This window comes from Streptomyces albiflavescens (assembly GCF_014645835.1).
Classification (GTDB): Bacteria; Actinomycetota; Actinomycetes; order Streptomycetales; family Streptomycetaceae; genus Streptomyces; species Streptomyces albiflavescens.
The window spans coordinates 266,348-281,091 of sequence record NZ_BMMM01000012.1; the positions used below are offsets into that span (position 1 = coordinate 266,348).

Here is a 14,744-nt window from a genome sequence, read left to right on the forward strand (position 1 = left end):
GCGGGTGGCTGCCCCACCCCCGGACAGATGTCCGACAATGGCGGGGTGACCAGCCCTGACGTCCCCGACGCTCCCGAAGCGCTCGGCCCGACCGCCTTGCGGCCGCGACTTCCGTCGCCGCTGCGGGAGGCCGCGGACGAGCGCTTCGCCCGCCATGGCGTCCGGCTGCTACTCAAACGGGACGATCTGATCCACCCGGAGCTGATCGGCAACAAGTGGCGGAAGCTGATCCCGAACCTGAAGGCGGCGGCGGGCCGCACGGTGGTCACCTTTGGCGGTGCGTACTCGAACCATCTGCGCGCCACGGCCGCCGCAGGCCGTCTCCTGGGCCTGCCCACCGTGGGCGTGATCCGCGGCCAGGAGCTGGCCGAGCGCCCCCTCAACCCCTCGCTCGCCCGGTGCGCGGCCGACGGCATGCGGCTGCATTTCATCGACAGATCGACATACCGTCGCAAAGCGGAGCTGGAGACCCTGGCCGGCATCCTGCGCACGGTGGGCGCCGAGGACGCGTACGTCGTGCCCGAGGGCGGCAGCAACTCCCTGGCCGTATGCGGCTGTCAGGCGCTCGGCGCGGAGCTGCGCGGCCACGCCGAGGTGGCCGCCCTCGCCTGCGGCACCGGCGGCACCCTCGCGGGCCTGGCCGCCGGACTCGGCCCCGACCAGCGCGCCCTCGGCTTCCCGGTCCTCAAGGGCGGCTTCCTCAGCGCCGACATAGGGGCCCTCCAGCACGCCGCCTTCGGCGCCCGCCGCGGCACCTGGTCCCTCGACGATCGCTTCCACTTCGGCGGCTACGCCCGCACCACCCCCGAACTCGACGCCTTCGCCGAGGACTTCGAGCACCGCCACGGCCTGGCCGTCGAACGTCTCTATGTCGCCAAGATGCTGTACGGACTCGTCGCCCTGGCGGAGGAGGGCGCCTTCCCGCGCGGAACGACCGTCGCGGCGGTGATCACCGGAGCGCCCTTCCCGGATTCGGGGCTGGGGCCTCACGCCGCCTCCCGATAGGCCGCCGCCTCCTCCAGGTCCAGGCGGCGCAGCAGGGTCCGCAGCATCTCGTCGTCGATGTAGCGGTGGTCCCGGAGCTTGACGAAGACCTCGCGCTCGGCACCGATCATCTCGCGGGACAGCCGCCGGTAGGTGTCGTCGGCGGTCTCGCCGGTCACCGGGTTGACCGCGCCGAGGCGCTCCCACACGGCGTTGCGGCGCCGCTCCAGGACACTGCGCAGACGGTCGGCGAGCGGCGGGGGCAGGGCGTTGCGCTCGTCGGTGAGGAGGTCGTCGAGGCGCTGTTCGGCGACCCGGGACGCCTGCGCCTGGGCATTGGCCTCGGCGAGCGTCTCGGCCTGCGGGTCACGCCCCGGCAGCTTCAGGAACCGGATCAGCGGGGGCAGCGTCAGCCCCTGCACGACCAGGGTCCCGATGACCGTCGTGAAGGTCAGGAAGAGGATCAGATTGCGCCCGGGGAAGGCCTCGCCGCCGTGCACGGTGAGCGGGATGGAGAAGGCGATGGCGAGCGAGACCACACCTCGCATTCCGGCCCAGCCGATGATGAACGGCCCCTTCCAGCTGGGGTTGTCCTCGCGCTCCCGGATGCGCGCCGACAACAGGCGCGGCAGGAACGTCGCCGGATACACCCACACGAACCGGGCCGCGACCACGACGAGGAAGAGGGCCACCGCGTACCAGGCGGCGGTTGCGCCCTCGTACTGCCCGAGCCCCTTGAGGACGACCGGCAGCTGCAGTCCGATCAGTGCGAACACCGCGGACTCCAGGATGAACGCGACCATCTTCCAGACCGCCTCCTCCTGGAGCCGGGTCGCGAAGTCCACCTCCCAGGCACGGTGCCCGAGGTAGAGCGCGACGACGACGACGGCGAGCACCCCGGAGGCGTTCAGCTGCTCGGCGATCCCGTACGCGACGAAGGGGATCAGCAAGGAGAGGGTGTTCTGGAGAAGCGCCTCCTTCATGTGGGTGCGCAGCCAGTGGATGGGGATCATCAGGACAAGCCCGACCAGCACGCCGCCGACCGCGGCGATCAGGAACTCGCCGACGCCGCCCGCCCAGGTCGCGCCCTCACCGACCGCGGCGGCGAGCGCCACCTTGTAGGCGGTGATCGCGGTCGCGTCGTTCACCAGGGACTCGCCCTGCAGGATGGTGGTGATCCGCGAGGGCAGCCCCACCCGGCGCGCCACCGCCGTCGCCGCGACGGCGTCCGGCGGTGCCACGACCGCCCCCAGGACCAGCGCCGCGGGCAGCGGCAGGTCGGGCACGATCAGATACGCGGCCCAACCGACGACGAAGGTCGCGAAGAGCACGTACCCGACCGACAGCAGCGCCACCGGCCGCAGCTGCGCCCGCAGATCCAGGTACGAGCTGTCGGTGGCCGACGTGTACAACAGCGGGGGCAGCACCAGCGGGAGCACAATCTCGGGGTCGAGTTCGTAGTTGGGCACCCCGGGGATGTACGAGACGATCAGGCCCGCCGCGACGAGCAGCAGCGGCGCGGGGACCGGGGTGCGGCGGGCCGCTCCGGCGACCGCCGCACTACCCGCGACCAGCAACAGCAGTGGCAAAACGTGCATCGTCTTCCGCCCGCCCTCGTTTTCGCGCGGCTTCCCGCACACCCGACGTAACCTGGCAATCATGAAACAGTGCACGCACACCGACGCGCTGCCGCACCCCGAACCCGAACCCCTGAGCGAGACCTGTGTGGAGTGTCTGGCCGCCGGCACGCATCCGGTGCAGCTTCGCCTGTGTATGGAGTGCGGGCACCTCGCCTGCTGCGACTCCTCACCGCTGCGCCACGCGACGGAGCACTTCAAGGACACCGGACATCCGATCATGCGCACTTTCGAGCCCGGGGAGAACTGGCGTTGGTGCTTCACCGACCACGTCCTCGTATGACGCGCGGACGGCATACTGAAAGGACCCGCGGATCACGTAGGTGCGTGACCCTCGATCCGGACGGTTCGACGGTCTGACGCCTGGGTACGTCAACCCGGCGCGCGCTCTTCCTATTTGGGCCCGCAGACCCCTAGCCACTGTCCGTACTCGTAGGCTTACTATGAGTGACAGCAAGGGAGCGGGGTCCCCAGGACAGGAAACTTGGGAGCGCGGTAGCGTCACCGCTGAACCACCTAGCGCGTTACCCCGGGGGGCGACCCTCGGCCCCGAGAGAGCTCGAATGAGCTTGTACCACCATGGAGGTGAGGGTGTCCCAGATCGCAGGCGAGCCCGCGACGAAGGACTTCGTGGAAGTCCGGCTGCCGGCCGCGGGTGCCTACCTGTCGGTGCTGCGCACGGCCACGGCCGGGCTCGCAGCCCGTTTGGACTTCACCCTCGACGAGATCGAGGACCTGCGCATCGCGGTCGACGAGGCCTGCGCGATCCTGCTGCAGCAGGCCGTCCCCGGCTCGGTGCTCAGCTGTGTGTTCCGGCTCATCGACGACTCTCTGGAGGTCACGGTCTCGGCCCCGACCACGGACGGTCACGCCCCCTCCCGGGACACCTTCGCATGGACCGTCCTCTCGGCCCTCGCCGGCAAGGTCGACTCGACCGTCGCCGAGGACAAGACCGTTTCGATCAGCCTCTACAAACAGCGCGGCGCGGGACCCGGGCCGGCGTGAGGAACGGGGACGGGCCGGTGCAGGACGAAGAGCGCGGCACACGGGAGCTTCCCGCTGAGCGTGTCGACGGCCTCGACGGGCCGCGGCGCACGGCGGAAGGCGTCGACGGCATCCCCGAGCAGGCCCGACCGCACCCGGAGGACGGCGCCTCCCCGGCCGTATCCGAAGCGCCGATCGACGAGCACGAACGGGAGAGACTCTCCGGCCGGGACGACGGGCAACGGGATCCGGAGGGTGCCGCGCGGAGCACGTCCTCGGAGGGGCGACGGCTGGTGACGGGCGGGACTATGAGCGAGCACGAGCGAGACGACGAGCTGGGAGCGCAGAGCGTGCAGGGCGCGCAGCACGGGCCGAGCGCCCAGCACATCCAGCACGACCCCCAGGACCGCAGCGGGGCACGGGCGATGTTCATCGAGCTGCGCAAGCTGAAAGAGGGCAGCGCCGAGTACGCCGAGCTGCGCAACCAGCTGGTCCGCATGCATCTGCCCCTCGTCGAGCACCTGGCCCGCCGCTTCCGCAACCGCGGGGAGCCGCTGGACGACCTCACCCAGGTCGCCACCATCGGCCTGATCAAGTCGGTCGACCGCTTCGACCCGGAGCGCGGCGTCGAGTTCTCGACATACGCGACGCCCACCGTCGTCGGCGAGATCAAGCGGCACTTCCGCGACAAGGGCTGGGCGGTGCGGGTGCCGCGCCGACTGCAGGAGCTGCGGCTCGCGCTCACCACGGCGACCGCCGAGCTCTCGCAGCTGCACGGCCGCTCCCCCACGGTCCACGAGCTGGCCGAGAAGCTGGCCATCTCGGAGGAGGAGGTGCTGGAGGGCCTGGAGTCCGCCAACGCGTACTCCACGCTGTCCCTGGACGTCCCCGACACGGACGACGAGTCCCCGGCCGTCGCGGACACCCTGGGCGCCGAGGACGAGGCCCTGGAGGGCGTCGAGTACCGGGAATCGTTGAAACCGCTGCTCGAAGACCTCCCTCCGCGCGAGAAGCGCATCCTGCTGCTGCGCTTCTTCGGCAACATGACGCAGTCGCAGATCGCGCAGGAGGTCGGCATCTCCCAGATGCACGTGTCACGGCTGCTGGCCCGCACGCTGGCGCAGCTGCGGGAGAAGCTCCTCGTGGAGGAGTGAGATCAGCCGCTGGTGGGACCGGTTACCTCTGGTCCTGTGCGTCACTGCCGGGCCCTCGGATTCCGAGGGCCCGCGTCGTGGCCGGGTTCACCAGCAGCACCAGAGCCACGATCGCGACGACCGCCAGGGCGATGCCGCCGGGGATCGCGACGCTGTCGGCCTGCAGCAGGTTGTAGGCCACGGGCAGCGCCATGATCTGGGTGATGACGGCCGGGCCCCGGCTCCAGCCGCGGCGCAGCAGCAGTCCGCGCGCGGCCAGCAGGGGCAGCAGGGCGAGCACGATCAGCGTGACGCCGCCGGTGACGGCCTGCTGCCGATCGTCCGGGTCGCCCGTGAGACCGAGGACGAGCATGTAGACGCCGCCCGCTACGAGGGCGAGCCCCTCCAGCGCGGCCAGCGCCGCCGCGGCGGTCAGCCGCCCGGGGCGGGGTTCTGCGGTGGGGGCGTCGGGGGTGGGGTTCTGCTCAGGGCTCACCCCTGAAGAGTAGCCGTCGGCCCTGGGCCGCCGACCGCACCGGGTCGCACCGGGTGTACAGACTCAGGTCACCGGGTGGGCAGACTCACGTTCCCATCTCTTACCTGATCCCTACCTCGGTCTGGGATGAGTACCACCCAGTAGGTACGCTGCATCGCATGCGTGCACTTCTCGTGGTCAATCCGGCAGCAACCACCACAAGTGCGCGCACGCGTGACGTCTTGATCCACGCGCTGGCCAGCGAGATGAAGCTGGAGGCGGTCACCACCGAGTATCGCGGGCACGCCCGGGACCTCGGCCGGCAGGCCGCGGAGAGCAAGGACATCGACCTGGTCGTGGCCCTCGGCGGCGACGGCACGGTCAACGAGGTCGTGAACGGCCTGCTCCACCAAGGCCCCGATCCGGAGCGCCTGCCGCGCCTCGCCGTGGTCCCCGGCGGCTCCACCAATGTCTTCGCCCGCGCCCTGGGCCTGCCCAACGACGCCGTGGAGGCAACCGGCGCCCTGCTGGACGCGCTGCGTGAGGAGCGCGAGCGCACGATCGGCCTGGGTCTGGCCGCGGGCACACCCGGCACGGCGGACGAGGCCGTGCCCTCCCGCTGGTTCACGTTCTGCGCGGGACTCGGCTTCGACGCGGGCGTGATCGGCCGGGTCGAGCAGCAGCGCGAGCGCGGCAAGCGCTCCACGCATGCGCTATATCTGCGCCAAGCGGTGCGCACGTTTTTGGACGAACCCCACCGCAGACACGGAACGATCACACTGGAGCGCCCCGGCGCGGACCCGGTCACCGATCTGGTCCTGTCCATAATCTGCAATACCTCGCCGTGGACGTTTCTCGGCAATCGTCCGGTGTACGCCGCCCCTAAGGCCTCGTTCGATACCGGGCTCGACGTACTCGGTCTCAGCCGCATGTCGACGACCGCTGTCGCCCGGTATGCCACGCAGTTGCTCACTTCGTCCCCCGAGCGCGGACCCCATGGCAAGCACGCCGCATCCCTGCACGACTTGACAGACTTCACCTTGCATTCGAAGGTCCCGCTGCCCCTTCAGATGGACGGCGACCACCTCGGACTGCGAACCAGCGTGACGTTCACAGGCGTACGCCGTGCACTGCGTGTGATTGTGTGAGTGGAAGGGCCCAAAGTCCTTTCACTCGAACGTTTAGACCAGGATCCACCCCATGGAAGTACGGCTGTGACCTAGTCGACACCGAGGAATCAAAAAAAACTTTCCTGAAGGGGTTGTATCCGCCGCTGAGGTTTGCGAGTCTCTACGTGGCGCTCGGGACGGCCCGCAACATCGGCCACCACAGAGAGCCAGAACCCCTCCTCAAATCACAGGACCACGCCAGTCCGTCTGGTAGTCGGCCCTTCACTTGTTGAGGGATTCGTGAAAGCGTTCACATTCACAAGCAACCTGCATGTAATACCAAGGAGAGGTAGCAGCCATGGACTGGCGTCACAACGCCGTTTGCCGCGAGGAAGACCCCGAGCTCTTCTTCCCCATCGGCAACACCGGTCCTGCGCTGCTGCAGATCGAGGAAGCCAAGGCCGTCTGCCGCCGCTGCCCCGTCATGGAGCAGTGCCTGCAGTGGGCGCTCGAGTCCGGCCAGGACTCCGGCGTCTGGGGTGGCCTCAGCGAGGACGAGCGCCGCGCCATGAAGCGCCGCGCCGCCCGCAACCGGGCCCGTCAGGCTTCCGCCTGACACCCCACCCCGCACGAGCCTGAGCTTGGCGGCGCGTACAGCGAGTACGCATCTCCCGCCCCCGAGCCGCAGCGCGCAGTACCCCCGATGCGCATAGCAACGTGAGCGTGAGCCCCGGACCACTCAGTGGTCCGGGGCTTATTGCTGTTTGCGGCTGCAGGGATTGCTCTCCTGCGTATCGGTCACCCGTGCGACCGGCTCGGTCACTTCTGGGCCCGCACCGGGATGTCCAGGATCACCTGCGTACCGCACTCCGGGGCGGCCACCATGTCGAAGGTGCCGCCCAACTCGCCCTCCACCAGCGTCCGTACGATCTGCAGGCCGAGGTTGCCCGAGCGGTGCGGGTCGAAGCCCTCGGGCAGACCGACTCCGTCGTCCTGGACGGTGACCAGCAGACGGGCCTCCTTGGTGGTGCCGCCGCGTACGGCCGCGACCTCGACGGTGCCCCGGTCGCCCTCGCGGAAGCCGTGCTCCAGGGCGTTCTGGAGAATTTCGGTGAGGACCATGGAGAGGGGGGTCGCGACCTCGGCGTCCAGGATGCCGAAGCGGCCGGTACGCCGGCCGGTGACCTTGCCGGGCGAGATCTCGGCGACCATGGCGAGCACCCGGTCGGCGATCTCGTCGAACTCCACGCGCTCGTCCAGGTTCTGGGAGAGCGTCTCGTGCACGATCGCGATCGAACCGACCCGGCGTACGGCTTCCTCCAGGGCCTCCCGGCCCGTGTCCGAGTCGATGCGCCGGGCCTGCAGCCGCAGAAGTGCCGCCACCGTCTGGAGGTTGTTCTTCACCCGGTGATGAATCTCCCGGATGGTCGCGTCCTTGGTGATCAACTCGCGCTCACGGCGCCGCAGTTCGGTGACGTCACGCAGGAGCACGAGTGAGCCGACACGCGTGCCCTTGGGCTTGAGTGGGATCGCACGCAGCTGGATCACGCCCTCGCCGCTCTCGATCTCGAACTCGCGGGGCGCCCAGCCGCTGGCGACCTTGGACAGTGCCTCGTCCACCGGACCGCGGGACGGGGCGAGTTCGGCGGTGGTCACACCGAGGTTGTGGCCCACCAGGTCCGCGGCCAGGCCGAGGCGGTGGTAAGCCGACAGCGCGTTCGGCGAGGCGTACTGGACGATGCCGTCCGCGTCGAGCCGGATCAGTCCGTCGCCCACCCGCGGCGAGGCATCCATGTCGACCTGCTGGTCGGGGAACGGGAAGGTGCCCGCCGCGATCATCTGGGCGAGGTCGGAGGCGCTCTGGAGGTACGTCAGCTCCAGCCGGCTCGGGGTGCGCACGGTGAGGAGGTTGGTGTTCCTGGCGATGACACCGAGGACGCGCCCCTCACGCCGTACGGGAATGGACTCGACGCGGACCGGAACCTCCTCGCGCCACTCCGGGTCGCCCTCGCGTACGATCCGGCCCTCGTCGAGCGCCGCGTCCAGCATGGGGCGACGGCCGCGCGGGACGAGGTGGCCGACCATGTCGTCCTGGTACGAGGTGGGGCCGGTGTTGGGCCGCATCTGGGCGACGGAGACATAGCGGGTGCCGTCGCGCGTGGGGACCCACAGGACGAGGTCGGCGAAGGAGAGGTCGGAGAGCAGCTGCCACTCCGAGACCAGCAGATGCAGCCACTCGAGATCGGAGTCACCGAGGGCGGTGTGCTGGCGTACGAGGTCGTTCATGGAGGGCACATCTGCGAGCGTACCCGGCGGATACGACAGGCCCCGAAATCAGTCGTCGGCACCGGCTCCGGAAACACCCGCGGGCCGCGGCGCCTGGGAGGGACCCTCAACCCTCCCGGCACCGCAGCCCGGAGCAACAACGGCCGCGGGGTGTGCGGTCCCGGTCGGCCGAAGAGAGGAGCCGGAGCAGTCAGGGCAGAGAGCGCCGGTTCCTCGGTCCGCCTTCCTGTGCGGGGAAGACGGAGGCTTGTTCACTTGCCTTCAATGCTTTCAGTTGCCAAAGCATTGTGGACTAGACCATGGTCCTGCGTCCATGTGCCTTCTGTCCATGCGTCGGCGGATGTTAGTTGTTGTCTGCTTATCCAACATCCAAAGGCATCCATCACGCAGACTAACCCGCTTCGGTTCATGAACGGGCCGGATTGGCGGATGAGTCGGCCCGGATTGGTTCATGACGGCGACTGCCGCGGCTCATGACGGCGACTGCCGCGGCTCATGGCCGGGGCCAGAGCGCCATGGCGAGTTCGGCGAGGGCCTCCAGCTCCTCCCTGGCGGCGCCGTCGCGGGCTTGCTGGCTCATGCCTTGGATCATCGCCCCGGTGTGCCGGGCGAGGGCCGCCGCGTTCGTGTCGGCGGGCAGCTCACCCTCGGCGATCCCCGCCTTTATACGACTCTCGAACGCGGCGATGTTGGCGTTGCGCCGCTCGCGCAGCGACTCCTCCACCTCCGGTGAGGTGCAGTTGGTGGCCGCGTGGATGACCAGGCAGCCGTGCGGACGGCCCGGGGCGGTGTACTCGACAGCGGCCTCGCGCAGCATCCGCTCGACCGCGCCACGGGCCGTGGGCTCCTCGGCCAGCGCGCGTTCGCCGAACGAGCCATACCTCGTGCCGTACTCGCGCACGACCTCGTCGAAGAGCGACCGCTTGTCGCCGAACGCCGCGTAGAGACTCGGGGCACCGATGCCCATGACGCGCGTGAGGTCGGAGACGGAGGTCGCCTCGTACCCGTGCTCCCAGAACGCGAGGATCGCCCTCTCCAGCGCGGTCTCACGGTCGAAGGAACGGGGGCGGCCACGCTGCTTGGTCACGGCCGTCGCGGCCTCGTGCCGGGCCGCGCCCGCCTCGGTCTGCTGCCTGCTCACCATGAGGTGGATTTTATAGCGGGTGCTAGAGAAATGTCGGTGGGCTGTTGTACGGTTTTTTCTGTAGCGACCACTAGTGAAATGGGGAAGGGGGCGCCGACATGGACGTGCTCACGGGCAGGACGGCACTCGTCACGGGTGGCGGCAGGGGCATCGGGCGGGGCATCGCCGAGCGGCTCGCACGGGACGGCGCGCGGGTGGCCGTGCACTACGGCAGCAATGAGGCGGCGGCGAAGGAGACGGTCACCGCGATCGAGGCGACCGGAGGATCGGCGTTCGCCATCGGGGTGGAGCTGGGGCGGCCGGGCGACGCGAAGGCCCTGTGGGAGGCCTTCGACCGACAGGCGGACGGCCTGGACATCCTGGTGAACAACGCGGGGATCGGCACGTCGCGGCCCCTCGATGAGATCGACGAGGCGGAGTACGACAGGGTCTTCGCGGTGAACGTGAAAGCGCCGCACTTCATCGTCAAGCACGGCCTGGACCGCCTGCGGGACGGCGGGCGGGTCATCAACATCTCCTCCGGGCTCGCACGGACCGCCGCCATGCCGGACAAGATGGCGTACGCGATGACCAAGGGCGCCCTGGATGTCTTCACCCGGGACCTGTCCAAGGTGCTGGGCCCTCGGGGGATCACCGTGAACTCGGTGGCCCCCGGCATCATCGACACCGACAACACCGCCGAGTTGCTGCACGGGACCGAGGACGGATGGGCGCAGGCCTCGGCGATATCCGCGCTGGGCCGGGTGGGGGTGCCGGCCGATGTGGCCGACGTGGTGGCGTTCCTGGCCTCGGACGACGGGCGGTGGATCACGGGGAGTTGGGTGGATACGACGGGTGGTTCGCTGACGTAGGGCCCGCCGGGGCCGAGGCGTGGGACCGGGCGGGATGCCAAGGCGCCGGGCCCGGCGGAGTGCGGAGGGCGCCGGGTCCGGCGGGGTGCGGAGGCGCCGGGTCCGGCGGGCCCTGGGTCTCAGCGGGTCTCCGTCACCTTCGCGAGGGCGCGCGGCGCGTCCGGGTCCTGACCGCGGGCGATGGTGACCTCGTAGGCCAGGAGCTGGAGCGGGAGGATCTCCAGGAGCGGCTGGACCTCTTCGGCGACACCCTCGGTCGGCAGGACGAAACCGGCCGAGGCCTGTTCGACCTGGGCCCGGGGGCCGATGACCACGAGGTCGGCGCCGCGGCCGCGCAGCCGGTCGAGCACGGGCTGGAGCGCTTCGCCGCCCTTGCCGTCGGTGACGACCGCGATGACCGGCGAGATGTTGTCGACCATGGCGAGGGGGCCGTGCAGGAGGTCGGCGCCGGAGTACGAGAGGGCGGGGATGTAGCTGGTCTCCATCAGCTTCAGGGCGGCTTCCTTGGCGGTGGGGTAGCCGTAGCCGCGAGAGGTGATCACCATGCGCTCGGCGAAGCGGTAGCGCGAGGCGAGGGCCCTGACCTCGTCCTGTCGGGCGAGGAGACCGGCGGCGAGGTCGGGCAGCACCTTCGCGGGAGCGCCGTCGCCGCCGCACAGGCCTTCGACGAAGAGGTAGAGAGAGAGAAGGGAGGCCGTATAGGTCTTGGTGGCAGGGAGGGCCTTCTCCGGTCCGGCCATGATGTCGATGTGGTACTCGGAGACGGCGGCCAGCGGTGAGTCCGGGTTGTTGGTCACCGCGAGGGTGATGGCGCCGGCCTCGCGGGCGGCCCGGGTCGAGACGACCAGGTCCGGGGAGCCGCCGGACTGGCTGACGGTGATCACCAGGACGTCGGTGAGATCGGGGTGCGCGCCGTACGCCGTGGTCGTCGACATCGAGGTGAGCCCACAGGGCAGGCCCAGGCGGATCTCCAGGAGGTACTTCGCGTACAGGGCGGCGTTGTCGGAGGTGCCGCGGGCCGTGAGCAGCACGAAGCGCGGCTTGCGGGAGGCGATCCGCCGGGCCACGTCCTGGATCCGGGGCCCGCCCGTGTCGAGGATCCGCCGCAGCACGTCGGGCTGTTCGGCCATCTCCCGGGCCATGATCCGGCCCGGGCGGTCGCCCCGGGATGCGCCCTGGGGGTGCGAGGGCGTGGCGGTCATGGGTGCCTCCTTGTGCGAGGTGTGCGGTGAGCGGTGATCTGTGCGGTGCGGAGTGGGCCGGGTGCGGCGTAAGTCGGTGTGGGGTGGCCGGGTGCGGCGTGAGTCGGTGTGCGGGTGGCCGGGTGCGGCGTGCGTCGGTGTGCGGTTTCCATTGCACTCCCCCAGGTGGGGGCTCGCGCGTCCTGGTGGGGCCTTCGGGGCGACGGGCGGGTGACGCTCTGCTAGATTGGTCTATACCACACGTGTCCCCCTTCGGGTTCCAGTTGAGTCCCCTGAGTCCCCTCTCCAGATCGGCAGGCCCAGCGTGGAAGTTGTCATCGTCCCGGACGCCAAGGCGGGCGGCGAGCTGATCGCCGAGGCCATGGCCGAGCTGCTCCGGCGCAAGCCCGACGCCCTGCTCGGCGTGGCCACCGGCTCGACTCCGCTGCCCATTTACGAGGCTCTGGCGGCCAAGGTGGGTTCCGGTGCCGTGGACGCCTCGGGCGCGCGGATCGCGCAGCTCGACGAGTACGTGGGGCTGCCGGCCGAGCATCCCGAGTCGTACCGTTCCGTGCTGCGGCGGGAGGTGCTGGAGCCGCTGGGCCTGGGCATGGACGCGTTCATGGGGCCGGACGGCACCGCGCAGGACGTGCAGGCCGCGTGCGTGGCGTACGACAAGGCGCTGGCGGAGGCCGGTGGGGTGGATCTGCAGCTGCTCGGGATCGGGACGGACGGGCACATCGGGTTCAATGAACCGTGCTCCTCGCTCGCCTCGCGGACCCGGATCAAGACGCTGACGGAGCAGACCCGGGTCGACAACGCGCGGTTCTTCGAGGGCGACATCGAGCAGGTGCCGCACCACGTCATCACCCAGGGCATCGGCACGATTCTGGAAGCGCGGCATCTGGTGCTGCTCGCGACGGGTGAGGGCAAGGCGGACGCGGTTGCCGCGACTGTGGAGGGGCCGGTTGCCGCGGTGTGCCCCGCTTCGGCCCTTCAGCTTCACCCGCACGCCACGGTGGTCGTCGACGAGGCGGCGGCTTCCAAACTGAAGCTTGCGGATTACTTCCGGCATACGTTTGCCAACAAGCCGAGCTGGCAGGGGATTTAGGTCGGCTGATGCTGTGCGAAGGCGCCGGACACCCTTTCTCGGGGTGTCCGGCGCCTTCGCACATCTCGTGCCTGGGGTACTGACGCGGGTGCGGCTGCGTGGGTGGTGTGTTCCCACCCGCCTCCAAGCCCTCGACTTCGCTCGAGCGGGGGGACCTCCATCGCCCCTTGCGGAACACTCGCCCCAGGCCACGGCCTTCTTGCACGGCGCTCGTGGCAAGCGCGCACCGCACGGTCCGCTCCGGAGCTCAGGCTCCCGTGATGACCTCCGCCGCCGCTCGGCCGCATACCCTTGCCGCGCCGTGGGTGGCAATGTGGAGGGCGCCACGAGGCGAGGACTGGGGTACGCCCATCTCGACCACGACGGTGTCGGGGCGGGCTGCGAGAAGGGTGTCGAGGGCGGCTGCCATCCAGGGGTGGCGGTGTTCGTCCCGGACGACGGCGACGATACGGCGGGGGCCCGCGGCGGCGAGGGCCGAGGGGCCCGCTTTCTCGCCGGTGAAGCTGCCGGTCTCCGTGCCGGGGAGCAGACGGGCCAGTTCCGCCGCGACGCCCCAGGGAGTCTCGTCGCCGACGGCGATGTTCGCGACCGGGGTGAGGGCGGCGACGTACGGGGCCTCGGTGAGCGGGGCGTACGTCTCGGAGTGGGTCACTGTGAGCGCGCGCCGGGCGGCCACGAGCCCGACCTCGACACGATCACTCGCGCCCGCGCCCGCCTCCGCGCCCGCTCCCGTACCGGCACCGGCACCGGCACCGGCACCGGCACCACCCACGAATGCCCCGGCTCCCCCGCCCGCACGCGCAGCCCCGGAAGAAGCCGTCCAACGAGCCAGTTCCCGTACCCGGCTCGCCGCGTCCGCGAGGCGTTCCTCCGGGAGTTCACCGGTGCGGACGGCGGAGACGAGGGCGTCGCGCAGGCGGCGTACCGTGTCGTCGTCCGCCAGTCCCCCGCCCACGCAGATCGCGTCGGCGCCGGCGGCGATGGCGAGGACGCTGCCGCGTTCGATGCCGTACGTCGCGGCGATGGCCTGCATCTCCATGCCGTCGGTGACGATGAGGCCCTCGTAGCCGAGTTCCTCGCGGAGCAGGCCGGTGAGGATGCGGCGGGAGAGGGTGGCCGGGCGGTCCGGGTCCAGGGCGGGGACCAGGATGTGCGCGCTCATCACGGCGCGGGTGCCGGCGGCGATCGCGGCCCGGAACGGGGCGAGTTCGCGGCCCTCCAGCACCGACAACTCGGCGTCGATGCGCGGCAGCGCGTGGTGCGAGTCGACCGCCGTGTCGCCGTGGCCCGGGAAGTGCTTGGTGCACGCCGCGACGCCGGCCGCCTGGAGTCCGGTGACGTAGGCCGCCGTGTGCCGGGCCACCAGATCGGTGTCGGCGCCGAAGGACCGTACGCCGATGACCGGGTTTCCCGGATTGGAGTTGACGTCGGCGGACGGGGCCCAGTTGAGGTTCACTCCACAGGCGGCCAGGCGGCGGCCGAGCTCGAAGGCGACGTCCCGCGTGAGCGAGACGTCGTCCACGGCGCCCAGCGCGTGGTTGCCCGGAAAGGACGAACCCGTCCGCACCTCCAGGCGGGTGACGTCACCCCCCTCCTCGTCGATCGCGACGAGCACGTCGTCGCGTTCGGCGCGCAACTGCGCGGTCAGGGCCGCCAGTTGCCCGGGTGAGTCGATATTGCGACCGAACAGACCGACCGAGGCGAGGCCTTCGCCGAGGCGGCGGAGCAGCCAGTCGGGGGCCGTGGTCCCCGTGAAACCGGGCTGCAGGACGGTCAGGGCGTCACGGGTCAGGCCATCTTTTTCTGAATTGGACGCAGCGGTACCACTGGCGAGTGTCGTCATCGGGGT

Annotated in this window: 14 protein-coding genes; 8 read left to right on the plus strand and 6 right to left on the minus strand. The window is 70.3% G+C overall.

Annotated features, from left to right (window positions below):
• The first annotated feature begins 27 nt into the window (after positions 1-27).
• Positions 28-1,005 (plus strand): 1-aminocyclopropane-1-carboxylate deaminase/D-cysteine desulfhydrase, encoded by a 978-nt coding sequence (locus IEY95_RS30230; protein WP_189189320.1) that lies wholly within the window; start codon positions 28-30, stop codon positions 1,003-1,005.
• Here the strand turns inward: IEY95_RS30230 and IEY95_RS30235 are convergent.
• Positions 987-2,582, minus strand: a complete 1,596-nt coding sequence (locus tag IEY95_RS30235; protein WP_189189321.1) for a Na+/H+ antiporter — start codon at positions 2,580-2,582, stop codon at positions 987-989. The two genes, IEY95_RS30230 and IEY95_RS30235, sit on opposite strands and share 19 nt — an antisense overlap.
• A gap of 61 nt (positions 2,583-2,643) precedes the next feature.
• On the opposite strand from IEY95_RS30235, the gene IEY95_RS30240 reads away from it, so the two are divergent.
• The 3 genes from IEY95_RS30240 to IEY95_RS30250 all read left to right on the plus strand — a co-directional run bounded on the left by IEY95_RS30240 (position 2,644) and on the right by IEY95_RS30250 (position 4,759).
• Positions 2,644-2,904 (plus strand): UBP-type zinc finger domain-containing protein, encoded by a 261-nt coding sequence (locus IEY95_RS30240; protein ID WP_189189322.1) that lies wholly within the window; start codon positions 2,644-2,646, stop codon positions 2,902-2,904.
• 308 nt (positions 2,905-3,212) lie between these two features.
• The gene (locus tag IEY95_RS30245) at positions 3,213-3,626 is read left to right on the plus strand and encodes an ATP-binding protein (RefSeq protein ID WP_054228129.1); all 414 of its coding nucleotides are present in this window, start codon (positions 3,213-3,215) and stop codon (positions 3,624-3,626) included.
• Complete coding sequence (locus IEY95_RS30250) at positions 3,623-4,759, plus strand: RNA polymerase sigma factor SigF (RefSeq protein WP_189189323.1); 1,137 nt, start codon at positions 3,623-3,625, stop codon at positions 4,757-4,759. The genes IEY95_RS30245 and IEY95_RS30250 overlap by 4 nt, the downstream gene beginning before the upstream one ends.
• A 22-nt stretch (positions 4,760-4,781) precedes the next feature.
• On the opposite strand, the gene IEY95_RS30255 is transcribed toward IEY95_RS30250, so the two are convergent.
• Entirely contained in the window at positions 4,782-5,234 is a 453-nt protein-coding gene (locus IEY95_RS30255) for a hypothetical protein (RefSeq protein WP_189189324.1), read from the minus strand.
• A gap of 158 nt (positions 5,235-5,392) precedes the next feature.
• Here IEY95_RS30255 and IEY95_RS30260 point away from each other — a divergent pair, with 158 nt between their 5' ends.
• Together IEY95_RS30260 and IEY95_RS30265 are read left to right on the plus strand one after the other, a co-directional pair.
• Positions 5,393-6,361: a diacylglycerol/lipid kinase family protein gene (locus IEY95_RS30260; RefSeq protein WP_189189325.1), complete on the plus strand. Its 969-nt coding sequence runs from the start codon at positions 5,393-5,395 to the stop codon at positions 6,359-6,361.
• 319 nt (positions 6,362-6,680) lie between these two features.
• Complete coding sequence (locus IEY95_RS30265; protein ID WP_016639615.1) at positions 6,681-6,938, plus strand: WhiB family transcriptional regulator; 258 nt, start codon at positions 6,681-6,683, stop codon at positions 6,936-6,938.
• A gap of 203 nt (positions 6,939-7,141) precedes the next feature.
• Here IEY95_RS30265 and IEY95_RS30270 read toward each other — a convergent pair whose 3' ends face one another.
• Entirely contained in the window at positions 7,142-8,608 is a 1,467-nt protein-coding gene (locus IEY95_RS30270; protein WP_189189424.1) for a sensor histidine kinase, read from the minus strand.
• 493 nt (positions 8,609-9,101) lie between these two features.
• Entirely contained in the window at positions 9,102-9,752 is a 651-nt protein-coding gene (locus IEY95_RS30275) for a TetR/AcrR family transcriptional regulator (RefSeq protein WP_189189326.1), read from the minus strand.
• Between the two features lie 98 nt (positions 9,753-9,850).
• Between IEY95_RS30275 and IEY95_RS30280 the strand changes: the two genes are divergently transcribed.
• Complete coding sequence (locus IEY95_RS30280; protein ID WP_189189327.1) at positions 9,851-10,603, plus strand: SDR family oxidoreductase; 753 nt, start codon at positions 9,851-9,853, stop codon at positions 10,601-10,603.
• Between the two features lie 119 nt (positions 10,604-10,722).
• Here the strand turns inward: IEY95_RS30280 and IEY95_RS30285 are convergent, their stop codons facing one another.
• On the minus strand, positions 10,723-11,805 hold the full coding sequence (locus tag IEY95_RS30285) for an SIS domain-containing protein (protein WP_189189328.1): 1,083 nt from the start codon (positions 11,803-11,805) through the stop codon (positions 10,723-10,725).
• 304 nt (positions 11,806-12,109) lie between these two features.
• Between IEY95_RS30285 and nagB the strand changes: the two genes are divergently transcribed.
• Entirely contained in the window at positions 12,110-12,895 is a 786-nt protein-coding gene (gene nagB / locus IEY95_RS30290) for a glucosamine-6-phosphate deaminase (protein ID WP_189189329.1), read from the plus strand.
• A 247-nt stretch (positions 12,896-13,142) separates the two neighbouring features.
• Here the strand turns inward: nagB and IEY95_RS30295 are convergent, their stop codons facing one another.
• The gene (locus IEY95_RS30295; RefSeq protein ID WP_189189330.1) at positions 13,143-14,738 is read right to left on the minus strand and encodes a glycoside hydrolase family 3 protein; all 1,596 of its coding nucleotides are present in this window, start codon (positions 14,736-14,738) and stop codon (positions 13,143-13,145) included.
• Positions 14,739-14,744: the final 6 nt, after the last annotated feature.

What these genes read in the sequence shown, in the direction of transcription:
- IEY95_RS30230 (WP_189189320.1), top strand. Translation starts at nt 28, where the DNA reads ATGTCCGACAATGGCGGGGTGACCAGCCCTGACGTCCCCGACGCTCCC.
- IEY95_RS30235 (WP_189189321.1), bottom strand. Translation starts at nt 2,582, where the DNA reads ATGCACGTTTTGCCACTGCTGTTGCTGGTCGCGGGTAGTGCGGCGGTC.
- IEY95_RS30240 (WP_189189322.1), top strand. Translation starts at nt 2,644, where the DNA reads ATGAAACAGTGCACGCACACCGACGCGCTGCCGCACCCCGAACCCGAA.
- IEY95_RS30260 (WP_189189325.1), top strand. Translation starts at nt 5,393, where the DNA reads ATGCGTGCACTTCTCGTGGTCAATCCGGCAGCAACCACCACAAGTGCG.
- IEY95_RS30265 (WP_016639615.1), top strand. Translation starts at nt 6,681, where the DNA reads ATGGACTGGCGTCACAACGCCGTTTGCCGCGAGGAAGACCCCGAGCTC.
- IEY95_RS30270 (WP_189189424.1), bottom strand. Translation starts at nt 8,608, where the DNA reads ATGAACGACCTCGTACGCCAGCACACCGCCCTCGGTGACTCCGATCTC.
- IEY95_RS30275 (WP_189189326.1), bottom strand. Translation starts at nt 9,752, where the DNA reads ATGGTGAGCAGGCAGCAGACCGAGGCGGGCGCGGCCCGGCACGAGGCC.
- IEY95_RS30280 (WP_189189327.1), top strand. Translation starts at nt 9,851, where the DNA reads ATGGACGTGCTCACGGGCAGGACGGCACTCGTCACGGGTGGCGGCAGG.
- IEY95_RS30285 (WP_189189328.1), bottom strand. Translation starts at nt 11,805, where the DNA reads ATGACCGCCACGCCCTCGCACCCCCAGGGCGCATCCCGGGGCGACCGC.
- IEY95_RS30295 (WP_189189330.1), bottom strand. Translation starts at nt 14,738, where the DNA reads ATGACGACACTCGCCAGTGGTACCGCTGCGTCCAATTCAGAAAAAGAT.